The 15,566-nt window shown below is 60.7% G+C and carries 12 protein-coding genes; 4 read left to right on the top strand and 8 right to left on the bottom strand.

Annotated elements, in window-relative coordinates; genetic code table 11:
* Positions 1–8: 8 nt before the first annotated feature.
* From L9B60_RS06605 to yaaA, 8 genes are all read right to left on the bottom strand, one after another.
* A complete protein-coding gene (locus L9B60_RS06605; RefSeq protein ID WP_249677413.1) occupies positions 9–1,460 on the bottom strand; it encodes an alginate O-acetyltransferase in 1,452 nt (483 codons plus the stop codon).
* A gap of 11 nt (positions 1,461–1,471) precedes the next feature.
* Complete coding sequence (gene algG, locus L9B60_RS06600) at positions 1,472–3,058, bottom strand: mannuronan 5-epimerase AlgG (RefSeq protein ID WP_249677411.1); 1,587 nt, start codon at positions 3,056–3,058, stop codon at positions 1,472–1,474.
* 26 nt (positions 3,059–3,084) lie between these two features.
* A complete protein-coding gene (locus L9B60_RS06595; protein ID WP_249677410.1) occupies positions 3,085–4,563 on the bottom strand; it encodes an alginate export family protein in 1,479 nt (492 codons plus the stop codon).
* Entirely contained in the window at positions 4,560–5,963 is a 1,404-nt protein-coding gene (gene algK, locus L9B60_RS06590; RefSeq protein ID WP_249679678.1) for an alginate biosynthesis TPR repeat lipoprotein AlgK, read from the bottom strand. Before algK ends, L9B60_RS06595 begins: the two co-directional genes overlap by 4 nt.
* 33 nt (positions 5,964–5,996) lie before the next feature.
* Entirely contained in the window at positions 5,997–7,163 is a 1,167-nt protein-coding gene (locus tag L9B60_RS06585; protein ID WP_249677408.1) for an alginate biosynthesis protein Alg44, read from the bottom strand.
* 37 nt (positions 7,164–7,200) lie between these two features.
* A complete protein-coding gene (alg8, locus tag L9B60_RS06580; protein WP_249677407.1) occupies positions 7,201–8,682 on the bottom strand; it encodes a mannuronan synthase in 1,482 nt (493 codons plus the stop codon).
* An 86-nt stretch (positions 8,683–8,768) separates the two neighbouring features.
* Positions 8,769–10,085, bottom strand: coding sequence for a nucleotide sugar dehydrogenase (locus L9B60_RS06575; protein WP_249677406.1), 1,317 nt, complete (start codon positions 10,083–10,085; stop codon positions 8,769–8,771).
* Between the two features lie 832 nt (positions 10,086–10,917).
* The gene (yaaA, locus tag L9B60_RS06570) at positions 10,918–11,697 is read right to left on the bottom strand and encodes a peroxide stress protein YaaA (protein WP_249677404.1); all 780 of its coding nucleotides are present in this window, start codon (positions 11,695–11,697) and stop codon (positions 10,918–10,920) included.
* A 184-nt stretch (positions 11,698–11,881) separates the two neighbouring features.
* Here yaaA and L9B60_RS06565 point away from each other — a divergent pair, with 184 nt between their 5' ends.
* The 4 genes from L9B60_RS06565 (at position 11,882) to moaD (ending at position 15,566) form a co-directional block, all read left to right on the top strand.
* The gene (locus L9B60_RS06565; protein WP_249677402.1) at positions 11,882–13,012 is read left to right on the top strand and encodes a polysaccharide deacetylase family protein; all 1,131 of its coding nucleotides are present in this window, start codon (positions 11,882–11,884) and stop codon (positions 13,010–13,012) included.
* Positions 13,013–13,350: 338 nt separating this feature from the next.
* Complete coding sequence (locus L9B60_RS06560; protein ID WP_249677401.1) at positions 13,351–14,745, top strand: PhoH family protein; 1,395 nt, start codon at positions 13,351–13,353, stop codon at positions 14,743–14,745.
* Between the two features lie 105 nt (positions 14,746–14,850).
* Complete coding sequence (moaC, locus tag L9B60_RS06555) at positions 14,851–15,324, top strand: cyclic pyranopterin monophosphate synthase MoaC (RefSeq protein WP_249677398.1); 474 nt, start codon at positions 14,851–14,853, stop codon at positions 15,322–15,324.
* Positions 15,321–15,566 (top strand): molybdopterin converting factor subunit 1, encoded by a 246-nt coding sequence (moaD, locus tag L9B60_RS06550; RefSeq protein WP_249677396.1) that lies wholly within the window; start codon positions 15,321–15,323, stop codon positions 15,564–15,566. The genes moaC and moaD overlap by 4 nt, the downstream gene beginning before the upstream one ends.

Genomic DNA, 15,566 nt, shown 5'->3' with positions numbered 1-15,566 from the left:
AGGTAACCTCACAGCCCGGCTTGAGCGTTCTGTTGCGTCTTGGATTGCTGCACGCCGGGGAATACGTTGCGTTTGCATACCGTGGCTTCGACTTTCTGTGGCGCGGCGCCGGCCTCAGGGCCTTGGACTTCGAGGGCCAGCAAGTTTTGTGCAGCCCAGTCCTCGTCGTTGCGCAATTCGAAAGCGAAACGCCCGTCTGTATCGGATGTTTCCGGTTTTTCGATTTTCAGGTCCTCGTGGCGCCCGTTCAGGTACCAGAGGGTGGCTTGCAGGGTTTTCACCGAAGGGTCGGCAAACTTGATGTCGATCTGGTGCGTGCCGTTGTGCAGGTCTTTGATCCCGTTGCGGCCGTTGACCAGCAGCTCGTTCTTGCCCGGTTTGAGGGTGGTGCTGGCTTGCAATTCAGCCGGTTTGCCTTCGCAGCCGTTGTCCAGCAGCGACATCATCTGGCGGTAGATGGTCTCTTGGTCCAGGCGATACAGCGGCGAGAATTCCCAGATGAGGATTTTCGGCGGGTGTTTCTGGAAGTCGTCGCTGCCCAGGTACTGCAGCATCGAACCTTCAAGGCCGCCGCCGGGGAACGCCACGTTGAGAATGTCGGCGCCGATGTACTGCTCCAAAAAGCCTGAGAAGTTGTAGTTCTTGCCGCTGTGGCTGGTGCCTACCAAGGTGATCTCCGGGTTGCCGGCGTCGCCGAACAGGTCGCCGTCGGCCGCTTCGCCCTTAGGCTCGGTGGTGAACTGATCCATGTACTGGATCGCGTAGCTGGTGCCGCACAACTGACCGGCCATGTTGTGCAATGTTCCGGTCTTGCCCATACGGCCCGACAGGTGGGTCTCGAATTCACGCTTGGGAATGTCGGCGAACTCCGGGACTTTTTTCACCGTCTGTGCAACGATTTTTGCCGTGCGCTCGGCGCCATACGGCGTCCAGTGTTGGTCGCCGCGGAAGTAGAAATCATGGGCCTGTTGCTCGTTGGTCAACGGCGACAGGTCAGGCACGTGGTAGCCCATGGCGGCGAAGCGGCCGAGCATGGCCTGGTAGTTTTTCAGCGCCTTGTCGTAGTCGAACTTGTCGCGGTCGGCGGGGAACAGTTTGTTGCGGTCGACCAGGCCACGGGTCGGCTGGTACACCACCACCAGCTCCACGCCTTTGCTCTTGAAGGCGTCGTGCAGCTGTTTCATGCGACGGTAGCCTTCCGGCGTGGTGTCGAACTCGGTGCGCAAGTCTTCCTGGGTACGGAACAGCCAGTCGCCTTGGGCCTGCACCAGCGTGGTGAAGTTCTGTTGGTAGCGGGTCACGTAGTTCTTGGCGTCGTGGGCGGCCGGGCACAGGCTGCAGCAGGGCGCTGCGGTGAATTTCGGGGCCTGCAGTTCATCAGCCTTGGCGCCAGCGCTGGCGGCAAGGATGGCGGCGGTCAGGCCGGACAGGCTGAGTAGTTTGAGCAAGGTCGGGTGCATGGTTTCTATCCTCAGTCCTTCATGTCGGTCTGGCGTTCGACGGGGTCGATCAGCACGGCTTTTTTCTGGCGAACCATCAGGTCCATGATCTCGGCCTGGCGTTCGCCCAGGATGCCGTTAAAGCTGATGCCACTGGATTTGGTCGGCGCAAGCATCGACACGCGGTACAGCTCCACCGACAGTGGCGAGTCGATCGCCAAAGGGCCGGAGCCATTGCCGGCCAGCTCACCGCCTACCAGGATCAGCGACACCTCGGCGTCGAACGGGTCCAGGGCGATGTCGCGGTCGGTGTTGCTCAAGTCTTTGATGTGCCCGTACACGCCGGTCAGGCCGTTGCCCATGGCGAGGTTTTCGTACAGGCGGATGTTGGTGCTGTTGCGCACGCGGATACCGTGGCGTTTGTTGCCCAATATCTTGTTGCCCCACAGCAGGTTGTCGCCACTCTCGTAGAGGGTGATGCCGTCGGTGTGGTTCTTGTAGATCTCGTTGTAGGCCACCAGGTTGCCCACGCTATTGCGGTCGATCACCACGCCGGAAAGGTGGTTGTCGTAGCTGCGGTTGTTGATGATGAAGCTGTCGTTCACCTCGCGGGAGACGATGATGCCGTGCTTCTTCTTGGTCCCGTACACGGTGTTGTCGGCGATGATCAGCCCGTGGGAGCGGTCATGGGGGTCGATGCCGTAGATGATGTTGTCGTGGTAGGTGTTGCTCTTGACCACGAAGTCACGGGTTTCATAGCAGTAAAAGCCGTACCACATGTCCGAGAAGGTCGAGCCGATGATCCAGCCGGTGGGCTCGCTGCGGTTCATTTGCTTGGCCATGTTCGGCGTGTACTGGGAAATACTCACCCCGTACGACTTGCTCTGGTTGTAGCCCATGCTCGCCATCACGGTGTTGACCATGTAGGTTTCGGTGCCGCCCCACGACAGCACGAACGGGCGGAATTCCTTGGGCGTGCGGAAGGTGGCGGGGCCATTGTCGGCCTCGCGCCAGCCGGTCACCTTGGTGTCACGGATAAACAGTTTGCCGTCGTTGACGATGAACGAACCGCCTTCCTGGGACAGGCGCAGCTCCTGGGTCTGCTTGTCTATTTCAAGGATGCCCTTGCGCCCGACCACGATGGGCAACCGCGCCAGGAACACGCCCGGCGAGGTTTCGCGGATGTACTGCTTGGGCAGGGTCTTGGTCAGGTCCTTGAGGTTGACGTAGCCGTCTTCCACGAAGATGGCCTGCGGGATGCCGTGCTGGCGCTGTACCCACTCGGCCATCTTGTTGTCGCCGCCGATGAACTCCTTGAGCACGTCTTCCTGGAGCATGCGCTTGACCTGGACCTTGCCGTGGTGGCTACGGTCGATCTTGGCCTGCACCGCTTGCGCGGTATAACCGGTGAGGTCGGGCAGCTTGGGCGCGGCCATTTCCAGCGACTCGGAGGGTGCCGTGGTCACGGTGTAGGTCTTGGCTTGCTGCAGGCCCTTGGCCACGGTTTCCGGTTTGCCGGCGGCCACTGGCGCGTTGGCCAGGGCGCTGGCGCTGGCCAGCAGCAGGGCACTGGCGAGCAATGCGGCCGGCCAGCGGCCGTTGCAAATTTGGCTGTTCATCTCTCGCACTCCCTTCGCGGTTCGCATCAGAAGCGCCAGATCACGTCGACAAAGGCGCGGTGCATGTAGGTGTCGGTGCCGCTGCCATAGGCCGAGCCTGGCTTGAACACACCGGCACGCAGGCGGATCAGTGCCGACGGCTCGTCGATCGATTGGCTCAGGGCCGCAGGCAGCAGGCCTTGCTTGAAGTACTTGCTGACCACCAGGTCCATCTCTTGGCCCAGGTCCTTGTCGCCATCGTTCAGCGGCAGGGAACTGATGGAGGTGACGTTGGTCACGTCTTCAGGGTCGGTGGTGGTGTTGACCGCATCCAGGGTGGTGTTGCCGATCGGCCGGTTGCCGTCCACGCGCCAGAATTTGTGGTAGATGAGGCTGGCGTCATAGTCGTCGCGCAGCTGCCAGGAGGTGAACAGCGAAGCGGTCTGCATGTTCGCCATCTCGGCCTGGTACGCCTCGCCGAAGCGGTGGATGCGCGAGCGGGTGCCGGTCCAGTTGGAGCGGTTGCTCTGCAGGCCGTTTTGCTCGTAATCGCGGCTGGCGCGCGAGTAGGCGCCGCCCACTTGCCAGTTGGGGTCCAGGCGCAGGCGCAGGCCCAGGTCGGTGGCCCAGCCGTTGACGTTGCCCGAGTCCTTGGCGCCGACCACGGTCTGGCCGTTCTGCACGCTGCGGCCAATGGTGTCGCGGTCGCCGCTCATGAACGTCACGCTGCTCCAGTAGTTCAGCGTGTTGGTGTTGCGGTAGTTGTAGGCGTCGCTGTCGGCGGTAAAGCCCAGCCAGGTCAGGTCGCCGGTGCTGCTCTTGTCCGAGTCGTCGATGACTTCGCCCTGGTGCGCCAGGCTGCCACTGTCGTGGGTGTGGTGGGCACGGATGCCGGCCCACTGGCCAGGCGTCCACTGGTACGAAGCGTCGCCGTACACGTGCAGCACGTCTTTGTCGGTGGCCGACAGTTCGGTGAGGTCGGTGCGGTATTCGCTGAAGCGTTCGGCGACACCTGCGTGGGCACGCAGCAGGGTGGTGTCGAAGTCCCAGTTAATGGCTTCGATGTTGGTGTCTTTCCACTGGCCGTCGTCGTTGCGCAGGCGCTGGCGACCGAACTTGAGCATCTCGCCGGGGTAGGGCGTGAAGCCGCTGTAGCCGACCCAGAATTCGCGCATGGCCAAGTAGCTTTTCTTCTGCTCGCGGCCGCTGGCGGTGGAGTCCTCGGTGACTTGGGACTCTTGCAGGGTATCGGTCTGGATGGTGTCGGTGGCGGTCACCGCCTGGCCCATGGCGTAGGCGCTCCAGTTGCCCCATTGGCCATACAGCCAAGGGCGCAGGTCAAGGCCCAGGCCGTTGACGTCGCCGCCGGAACGGGTGCCCAGGTCGCGGTCGTCTTCCGATTGGCCGGTCACCTTGACCTCAAGGCCAAAGTTCTGGTCGGCGGTCAGCGCGGCCAGGGTCGGGCACGACCACAGGGCGGCGAAGCCCAGGCCGATACCGGCCTTCATCCATCGATTCAATTTCATAGCGATTGGTCCTCACCGTCTTCTTCTTGCAGAGCGTGCAACGCCAGGTTGTTGTTGGGGCTCATGGCGCCCCGCACCCGCTGCTCTTGCTGCAGCAGTTGCATGGCCTGGGCACGCTGGTCAGGCGGCAGTTGTTGTTCGGCGGTCGCGGCCAGGTCGAGGGCCGTTTGCGGCGGCTCGGGCTGGGCTTTTGCCAGTTGGCTGAACACGTAGGCATTGACCGGGTTGGGCACGGTGCCGCGGCCGGTCGAGTAGAGTTGCGCCAGGGCATAGTCGGCGCTGGCCTGGCCGCCGCGGGCGGCGATCAGCAGGTTGTCCACCGCCTTCTGCGGTTCGACCTGGCCCAGGTAGCCACGGCGGTAGATCTGGCCCAGGTAGTAGTGGGCGCTGACCTGGGTATTGGCCGCCTTGAGCAGGTGCTGCTCGGCTTTTTTCGCGTCCGGCAGCACCAGCTTGCCTTCGTAGTACACCTTGCCCAGCAGCAACTCGGCGCGGGGCTGGTCTGCTGCGCGGCCCTTGTCCAGGTATTCCATCATCTTGTCCACGTCGCCCAGTTCCGGGAAGTCGTAGAGCAACTGCGCCAGGCTGACCCAGGAGATCGGGTAGGCCGGGGCGATCTTTTCCAGCAGCGCCTGGGCGGTTTTCTCGTCGGTCTTGCCCAAGGTCGGGTCGGCCAATACGCGGGCGACGCTGTCGACACGCTGGGCCGAGACAGTACCGCGCGAATAACCGGCCTGCAGTTGCTTGAGCAGCTCGGCCTGTTGGTCGGGCTGGGCGCGTTTCTGGTAGACGGTGGCCAGTTCCACGTAGCAGATGTCGGTGCTGTTGAGCGCCGCTTTGCAGATGCGTTCAACGTCGTCCAGGTGCTGGTCGTAGGTGCCCTGGGTGCGGTACAGCAGCACTTGGGCCAGGCCTGCTTCCGGGTAGCCGGCGGCTTTCCATTGGTTGATCTGCTTCTGCGCATCGATGTACGGGAAGCTCTTGGGGTATTGCAGGTACAGCATGGCCAGCGGGATCAGGGTGTTGCCTTCGCCATTGGCAAAGGCTTTTTGCAACAGGCCTTCGGCTTCGTGGCGCTCAGCCTCGCTGCTGTCGGGCTTGACCACCAGCAGGCGCCCCAGGCGGGCCTGGGCCCGTGGCGAGGTGTCAGCTGCGGCGCGGTACGTGGCCTCGGCCTGGCGGATCTGCTCGGGGTCGCGGGTTTCTACCTGGATATCGGCCAGGCCGACCTGGGCTTCGGTGTAGCCCAGGTTCGCCAGCTGTTGGTAGTTCTGTTGGGCCAGTGCGGTGTCGCCGCGCTTCAGGGCTTCGTTGGCCAGGCGCTGGTCGGGCAGGCCGGCGCAACCGGCCAGGCCGATCGCTACCGCCAGCCCCAGCAGGGCAGGTCTTGGCAATGTCATGAATGTGCTAGCCACAGGTGTTCTCCTCGCCTCTTAACGGCCGCTGGCCATGGCTTTGTCCATCAGCCAGTTCAGCGATGGGCCGCGGTCGCTGCTCACTTCCACGGCTCGGCCGGCCAGGGTGCTATCCAGTGGCTCGTCAGGCTTGATCTGCACGCGCATGTCACTGGAAAGGTCGACGCTGTTCAGGCTGGTGCTGGCGATCACTTTGCCCTGGCGCACGGTGTTGTCGCCGGCGACCTGGAAGTTGACCGGGGTGCCTGGCTGCACGTCACCGAACTGGCGGTAGGTGAAGCGCGCCTCCACGTTGGCCTGGCTGTTGCGCGGCACCAGTTGGAAGATCACGTCGCCTTTGCTGGCGTATTGGCCGTCAGCCACCAATTGCTGGCCCACGGTGCAGTCGCACGGCGAGGTCAGGGTGCCGGTCATTTGCTTGCCGAACAGTTCGGTGATTTTTTCCGGGGCCAGTTGGTCTGGGTCCAGGTTGCCTTTCAGGGCGTCGAGCATGCTGGTGCTGAAGCTGGCCAGCGGGGCGCCTTTGGGCGCGCTGCCGTCGGCACCCAGCAGGCTTTGCACGGTGCCATCGCGAGGCATGGTCACGTTGAAGCTTGGCGCGCTGACCACCGCCGATTGTGCGTGGCTGACGAAGTACAAGCCGTAAACCGACTTGAACACGAAGCCGAAGGCGGCCAGGCCAACCACGAAGATCCCGGCGCTGAAGGTCACTGCGCGCAGGCGGGCAAAGGCCGACTGGCCCTGGCCACCGGCTTTCTGTTTGCGCGCCTTGGTGAAGTTGTCGCGCTGCAGGGTGCTGAGCACGTCGCCCATGGTCACCACTTCGCCACTCAGGTGCGAGGTGATCAGGTGGCGCATGGTGGCGATGTCTTGCTGCTCCAGGTTCTGGAACTGGCAACCGGCGCGGCCACTGGTGCCGTCGAACGAGCGGACCTGGAATTCGATATCCATGCCCAGGCCCAGGTTGTCGATCACGAACATCAGGCGGCCGCGGTACACCTCGCCGTCCACCAAGGGCTTGGGCGCATGGAAGCTGAAGCCACCGGCCGACAAGTCTTCGATACGGGTTTCGACGGTTTCGCGGTTCGGCCCGATATAGCGCAGCTTGGCCGGGATCTTGACCCGGGCATGTTGGCGCTGCGCTTCGGATTCATGGACAACATTGACGTTCACGGCTTTATTCATGGCGATTTTTTCCTACTTAATCCATTCGAGTTCCGGTTCAAACCATCACGAACAGCACAGCAACGAAGATGCTGGCGGCCGAGAAAGTCATCGTCCGGGAAGACCAGGTGTTGAACCATTGTTGAAAGCTTGCCAAGTCACGCTTGAGGGTCGTGGGCTGGCGGGTCCAGGACTGCTTGTCGAGGCGGAAGAACACGTAGATCTTCATGATCGCGCCGACGATCTGGTTGTAATAAAGAATCACCGGGTAGGCCGGCCCAATGGAGTGCCCCGAACACATCAGCATGATGGTCAGGATCAACCGGGTAATACCGATCCACAGCAGGTAGCCCAACAGGAAGGCAATGTTGAATTTGAAGCTGGCGATGATCGCCACGGTCAGGCCCAGCAGGCTGGTCCACATCGACACGCGCTGATCAAACAGCACCACGCTGGTAAACAGGCCCAGGCGACGCACGCCCAGGCCCAGCGCTCGGGAGTTTTGCCGCAGGTTGTTGCCATACCAGCGGTACATCAATTTGCGACTGGCCTTCAAGAAGCTCTTCTCGGGTGGATGCTCCACGGTGTTGATCGCAGCATCAGGCACGTAGAAGGTGTCGTAGCCCAGGCGCATCAGGCTGAACCAGCTGGACTTGTCGTCGCCGGTCAGGAACTTGAAACGGCCCAGGCGCCAGTGGTCCAGGGAGTCGCTTTCCACGTCGGCGATGAATTCGGGGTTGGTGACCACCGAGGCGCGGAACACCGACATGCGCCCGGTCATGGTCAGCACGCGCTTGGACAGGGCCATGGAGCACATGTTGATGTGGCGCTGGGCGAAGCGCAGCTTGTGCCACTCGCTCATGATGTAGCCGCCGCGCACTTCGCAGAATTCGTTGGTGGTCAGGCCGCCGACGTTTTCGTACAGCTTGAACCAAGGCACGGTCTTGCGAACGCAACCTTCGGACAGCACGGTGTCACCATCGATCACGGCGACCACGGCGTTGTCGTCGGGCAGGTGGCGCGAGATGGCACGGAAACCGAACGCCAGGCCATCGCGCTTGCCGGTACCGGCGATGCGCACGAAGTCCAGTTGCACGCGCTCTGGCGGGTTCATTTTGGCCCACAGGCTCTTGACCAGCAGCTCATCGGACATTTCCACCAGCGAGCACACCACGGTGGTGGGGAAACCGCAGTCGATCGCTTCGCGGATAACCGAGCTGTACACCTGGGCGGTGGTCAGGGCGTCGATGCGAAAGCTGGTCACCATCAGAAACACATGGGAGGGGTCGGCGTCCTTGCCCAGTTTGCGCACTTTGCGGCGCAGGTGCGGGTACACCACGTACAGGAACAGCATGCCCCGCACAAAGTGCGTGGCGCCCATGGAGTAGCGCCAGATACCAACGGCGCCCACCAGGAAAATGAAATTCTTCGACTGTGAGTCGAACAGGGATGTTGGCAATGCCAAGGCGAGTGCCATGAGCAAGCTCAGGTAGAACATCCAACCGGCGGCCTGGAGGAGGCCGTGCTTTAGCCTGTGCATTGATCTGCTTCCGTGTCGTTGTCGGGCCACTTGGGGAACGGGCTGGCCCGCGAAGGCAGTTGCCTTCGCGGGCCAGCCGGTTACCGTTACCAGCAGATGCCTTCGGTACGGGCGACCGGGCAGCTGGAGTTGGGCATGAAGCCGACCAGGTCGATGACCTGCTTGCCGTGTGGCACGGACTCCACCAGCGAGCGGAACTTCTCGTCGCGGTTACCCAGGATGATCACGTCGGAGTTGTTGATCACACCTTCGAAGTCCGAGTCCAGCAGGCTCGACACGTGGGGGATCTTGGACTCGATGTAGTCCTTGTTCGCACCGTGAACACGAGCGTACTCGACGTTGCTGTCGTAGATCTTCAGGTCGAAGCCCTTGCCGATCAGCATTTCGGCAAGTTCTACCAGCGGGCTTTCGCGCAGGTCATCGGTACCGGCCTTGAAGCTCAGGCCCAGCAGGGCGACCTTGCGCTTGTCGTGGCTGGAGATGATGTCGAAAGCGTTCTGCACCTGGGACACGTTGCTGCGCATCAGCGAGTTGAGCAGTGGCGCGTCGACGTCCAGGGTGCTTGCGCGGTAGGTCAGGGCGCGTACGTCCTTGGGCAGGCAGGAGCCGCCGAAGGCAAAACCTGGGCGCATGTAGTACTGCGACAGGTTCAGGGCCTTGTCCTGGCATACCACTTCCATCACTTCGCGACCGTCGACGCCGACCGCTTTGGCGATGTTGCCGATCTCGTTGGCGAAGGTCACCTTGGTGGCGTGCCACACGTTGCAGGTGTACTTGATCATCTCGGCCACTTCGATGTCCTTGCGGATGATCTGGGCGTCGAGTTCTTCGTACAGGGACTGCAGGGCATCGCCCGAGGCCTTGTCGAATTCGCCGATGACGGTCATCGGCGGGTGATCGTAGTCGGCGATGGCGGTGCTTTCACGCAGGAACTCGGGGTTCACTGCCACGCCGAAGTCCACGCCGGCCTTTTTCCCGGAGCAGTCTTCCAAAATAGGAATGACCACATTTTTTACAGTGCCGGGCAATACGGTCGAACGCACGACAATCGTATGACGCGAGGTTTTGTCACGCAGTACGAAACCGATCTCGCGGCACACCGATTCGATGTAGTCGAGTTCCAGGTCGCCGTTCTTTTTGCTCGGGGTGCCGACGCAGATCATCGACAGGTCGGTGTCGCGGATTGCCGCCGCAAAATCGGTGGTGCCGCGCAGCCGGCCGGTCTGAATGCCCTGGGCCAGCAGCTCTTCGAGCCCCGGCTCGACGATAGGCGATTTGCCGTTGTTGATCAGGTCGATCTTGGCTTTGGAAATATCCACGCCAACCACATCATGACCACGTGCAGACAGGCAACCGGCGCACACTGCACCGACATAACCCAAACCAAAGATGCTGATACGCATCGCATTCACCTCATGTGTTTTCACGCCGACTCAAACCAATAAGAGCCAGACTGGGTTTAATTAACCAGCAGTGTTCGCGCACTCGGGGTCCTGACAACTTAAGTGTCATTCAGCCGAACGCAGGCATATAAGTTCCGAGCACAATAAAGTTGCACTCAAGTTGGGCGTCACTGGGCCATGTAATAAGGGCGTTGCCCTGAAATGTAACCAGCCTGTATTACAAAACGACTTCCATGCTTGCAGTGAGCGATTTCGGGATTGGCTAATGGGCCAATGAAATCAAACACTAAGACGCTTTGCAGGAGCTCAGTAAAAGGGCTCTGGCCTGGCCATCTAGAAGGTGCTCTTTTGGTGCGTTCTCTCCTGAGATCAACTTCTGGGTCATATGTGATGACCGTTGAGTCAATGTCTTCCGGGTAATTGCCCGGACCCAATCCAGTCGCGGTGTACGACATCTCTCACATAGCGCTCGAGAATCGTTACGGCATGTAGGAGCGGCAATGTTTGGTATTAGTTCCTGACCGAACCGACCGTTCATGAAGAAATGTTTAATAATTTTTCCGATATCAATACTCGCATTTTGATAGCACTTTCCGTTTCACCCCTATGTATAAAGGCGTTGCGGAGCAGAGATGTTTTTTTGCCACTATCCAAAAAAAAGTCGTCAAAAAACCGGAAAAAAACTCAGTTCCAAGGGTATTCAGATTTGCTATATGTCAGTTCGACGATTTTATGACGTCAAAAAAATACCGATCATGCGATCGGTCGTTTTCTTTGAACTTTGAGAGTGGGCGCGGGTCGGGCGATACCCGCGCACCAGATTGGATCTTTTTCAGTCGTCGGGGTGGTCACGCAAGAACACTAACTGATCGGTTTTGGACTGCTCGGCGCTAAAACGATAACCCTGCACATCAAATTGCTTGAGCGCCTCTGGGTTGTCGATGCGCTGTTCGATCACGTGGCGGGCCATCATGCCGCGGGCTTTTTTCGCATAGAAGCTGATGATCTTGTACTGGCCGTTCTTCAAGTCCTTGAAGTCGACATTGACGATACGGGCCTTGAGAGCCGTGCGCTTGACCGCCGAAAAATACTCGTTGGAGGCCAGGTTGAGCAGCACGTCATCGCCTTGCTCGGCCAGGGCTTCGTTCAGCCATTCGCTGATTTGTGTGCCCCAGAAGGCGTACAGGTCTTTGCCGCGGGCGTTGGCAAGCTTGGTGCCCATTTCCAGGCGATAAGGCTGCATCAAGTCCAGCGGGCGCAGCAGGCCGTAGAGGCCGGACAGCATGCGCAGGTGCTGCTGGGCGTAGCTGAAATCGTCCTCGCCCAGGGTTTGGGCACCAAGCCCCGTGTACACGTCGCCTTTGAAAGCCAGCAGCGCCTGCTTGGCATTGTCGGGCGTAAAGGCGGGGTTCCAGCTACCAAAGCGCGCGGCGTTCAGGCCGGCGAGCTTGTCGGACAGGTGCATCAGCTCGCTGATCTGCGCCGGGCTCAGTTCGCGCAGAATCTGGATCAGCTCCTGTGAGTGGTCCAGGTATTGCGGCTGGGTGAAGCGCTGGGTTACCGGGGGTGTTTCAAAATCGAGGGTCTTGGCTGGGGATATCACCATCAGCATGCGGTCGTCTCCTTTAATCGTGGGGGCGATTTTAGGGGGGCGGGGCGGCAAACTCCATCTGTGGTAGCGGATTTATCCGCGAAAAGCGCCCTACGGTCTACCTGCACCACTGCGGTGTATTTTTCGCGGATAAATCCGCTCCTACAGGGTACAGTGCTGGCCATATCGCTCAGGAGACCTGCCCTTGCGCCTCGCTTGCCTATTAATGGCCGCCCTCGCCACATTCGGCGCCCAGGCCGCCACGCCGCCGCCGGTGGCTTTCATTGACCGCGGCACCTGGCCCGAGGCACTCGAGTCGCCTGCACGCTTTGACGTGGCGTCGCGTGCCGAAATTCTGATGTTCGCCCGCGCCCTGCTGGAAAGCGAAGCGCTGGACGAAACCGAACTGGCCGAGCGCCTGGGCTTGCGGCAGATCAACCTGGCGTCGATCAACGAACTGCGCGGCCGCCTGTGGCAGCGTTTGTGGCAAAACTTCGACCGGGCCCAGCAAAGCTGCGGGCAGGACGCTTCGTTTTGCCTGGCCATCGACGACCTGGACAGCCTCAAGCAGCAGGCCGCGACATTTGCCATCGACAGCGATTCGTTCTACGCCGGTTGGGCCGCACCGGGCCTGGCGTTCCACCAGACTTACCTGGATGAATTATTGCGCCTGGCCGCCTTGGCACCGCAGATCAGCAGCGAAGTCACGCTGCTGTCGGACCTTGAGCGCAATGGCGATGAACTCCCGGACCGGCTGTTCCTGCTGACCTTTGACAGCGGCCCGAGCATCGCCGTGGGCGGCACCGAAGGGATGACCGACTACCTGCGCAAGCAAAAGATGAACGCGACCTTCTTCGTCATTGGGCAGAACCTGCAGAACCGTGCCGACAAGGCCCAGACCAACCTGCAGGCCTTGTACAAGGGCCAGTGCGTGGGCGTGCAGGGCTGGCAATACCGGTCGCACGCGCAGTGGGTCGACTGGCAAGGCTCGATCCTGCGCAGCGTGGCGTTGGTGGAAAACGAGCTGCCCGACAACTACGTGCCGCTGTTCCGCCCGCCCTACGGCCAGCGCCGGGCCGACAGCCGGGAGTTCTTCAGCACGCAGAAGCTGCAGGTGGCCCTGTGGGACATCGATTCCCAGGATGACAGCATTCAACTGACGGCCGAGCAGAGCGCGCAGCGGGTACTGACGTTGATGCTGCTATGGCGTCATGGCGTGGTGGTGTTCCACGATACCCAGGCCAAAGCCCAGTCGGCGGTGCCTTGGTTGCTGCAACAAACGGCGCAAAGCGGGATCGGTTGGCAAGACTGCCATGATTTTGCCAGGGCCCAGTGATTACGTGGCCTGCAGGGCAATGGGCGAAAAATTTGCGGGGGCATTGCGAGGGGGTCGACTTCTGACTTTACCGGTGCGTGGCCCCTACGCCAAGCGATATTCATCGTTCATAAAAATAAACTTAAAAAAAGCGTCAAAGTAGTTTTTTCGTCATGTTTTTTGCGGTATTACGAAGACAGATCGCCGAACCCTGCAACACAGGTGGCGTCTTAAAACGCCAGTTGGGTATGTATCTCGCGTGACCACAGCACTCTGGGGCACAGCGAGGTCGGCGGTCACTTCGCGGCGCAGCACCGTCTAGGTATTGCGTCGAATGGCTCCCAAAAAGGTGACCGAGTATGGATGATCAAGGACGCACCACCTCTTCCAACCAGCCAATCCTTTATGTGCTCGATACCAACGTACTGATCCACGATCCAAACGCGCTGCTGAACTTCGAAGAACACCACGTTGCCATCCCGATGACGGTACTCGAGGAGCTAGACAAGCTTAAAAGCGGCAAGCAATCCATCGCTGCCGAATGCCGCCAGGCCATCCGCCTGATCGACCAGACCCTGGGCGAAGCCTGCCCGGCCGATGTCGAACTGGGTGTGCCGATCCAGCGCGGCAAGGGTGACCCCAAGGGGTTCCTGTCCATCCTGATGCCCAAGATCGGTGAGCCGAGCAACCTTTTGCCCAGCCACCTGAACGACAACATCATCATCAATCAACTGGTCGACCTGCATCAGCGCAAGCCGGACTGGAACATCGTCCTGGTCACCAAAGACATCAACATGCGCCTCAAGGCCCGTGCGTGCGGGATCGAGGCCGAGGACTACAGTACCGACCAACTGGTTGACGATGTCTCCTTGCTTTCCCGTGGCTACCACACCATGACCGGCTCGTTCTGGGACCGCGTCAGCAAGGTGGACACCCGCCAGGACCATGGCCGCACCTGGCACCGCGTGCAATTGACCGACAACCTGCCGGCGGTGCACATCAACGAGTTCATCATCGACGAACAAGGCTTCGTCGGTTGGATCAAGGCGATCCAGTCCGGTGAGTTGGTCATTCTGGACCTGCACCAAGAGCCGCTTCTGCATCAGGAAGCCTGGGGCCTGAAACCCCGCGATATTCACCAGGCCCTGGCGCTGTTTGCCCTGCTGGACCCAGACATCCACCTGGTCAACCTGACCGGTGCCGCAGGTTCGGGTAAAACCATCCTGGCGCTGGCCGCCGCCATCGAACAAACCATGGTCACCAAACGCTACCGGCGCATCATCGCCACCCGTAGCGTACAGGGCCTGGACCAAGAGATCGGCTTTTTGCCGGGCACCGAAGCCGAGAAAATGGAACCTTGGCTGGGCGCGATCACCGACAACCTCGAAGCCTTGCACATGGATGACGAAAACACCCATGGCAGCGTCGACTACATCCTCAGCAAAGTGCCGTTGCAGTTCAAATCCCTCAACTACATCCGGGGCCGCAGCTTCCAGCAAAGCCTGATTCTGATCGACGAATGCCAGAACCTGACCCCGCACCAGATGAAAACCATCATCACCCGTGCAGGTGCCGGCTCCAAGGTGATCTGCCTGGGTAACCTGGCACAGATCGACACCCCTTACCTGTCGGCGCCAAGCTCGGGCCTGACCTACCTCACCGAACGCTTCAAGGACTTCCCGAACGGCGTGCACATCACGCTGCAAGGGGTACCACGCTCGATTCTGGCCGAATACGCCGAGTCGCATTTGTAATCGCTTCACGGATGAAACCGCCCCTGCGGGGGCGGATTCATTCGTTCCCCCCGCAGGCTCGCGCACGGTTTACAATCGTCTTTCCCTACCCAGGAGCAAAGGCTCGTGCTGACTCATCTCGATTCCCAAGGTCGCGCCAACATGGTCGACGTCACCGAAAAAGCCGTGACGTCCCGTGAAGCCACGGCCGAAGCGCGGGTGCGCATGCTCCCGCAAACCCTGGAAATGATCGTTGCCGGTGGCCACCCCAAGGGTGACGTGTTCGCCGTGGCGCGCATTGCCGGTATCCAGGCGGCGAAAAAAACCAGTGACCTGATCCCCCTGTGCCATCCGCTGATGCTGACCAGTGTCAAGGTCGAGCTGAGCACCGAGGGCACTGACTGCGTGCGCATCGTTGCGCGGTGCAAGTTGGCCGGGCAGACCGGCGTGGAGATGGAAGCGCTGACGGCTGCCAGTGTCGCGGCATTGACCCTCTACGACATGTGCAAGGCCGTGGACAAGGGCATGATCATCGAGACCGTGCGCCTGCTGGAAAAGCTCGGCGGCAAGAGCGGCCACTACCAGGCGGACGCACAATGAACATTAACGTAGTGTATTTCGCTCGTTACCGCGAAGCCATGGGCATGGATGGCGAAGCACTTCAAGGCGAGTTCAAGACCTTGGAAGACGTACGCCAGGAACTGCTGGAGCGCGGTGGCAACTGGAGTGTATTGGGGGAGGCCAACCTGATGTGCGCGCGCAACCAGGACTTGTGCAAGCTGGACGAACCGGTGGCAGACGGTGATGAAGTGGCGTTTTTCCCGCCCGTGACCGGGGGCTGA

Source organism: Pseudomonas abieticivorans (assembly GCF_023509015.1).
GTDB lineage: Bacteria > Pseudomonadota > Gammaproteobacteria > Pseudomonadales > Pseudomonadaceae > Aquipseudomonas > Aquipseudomonas abieticivorans.
The sequence above is the reverse complement of the archived record's forward strand: the minus strand, read 5'-3'. Positions and strand labels throughout refer to the sequence as shown.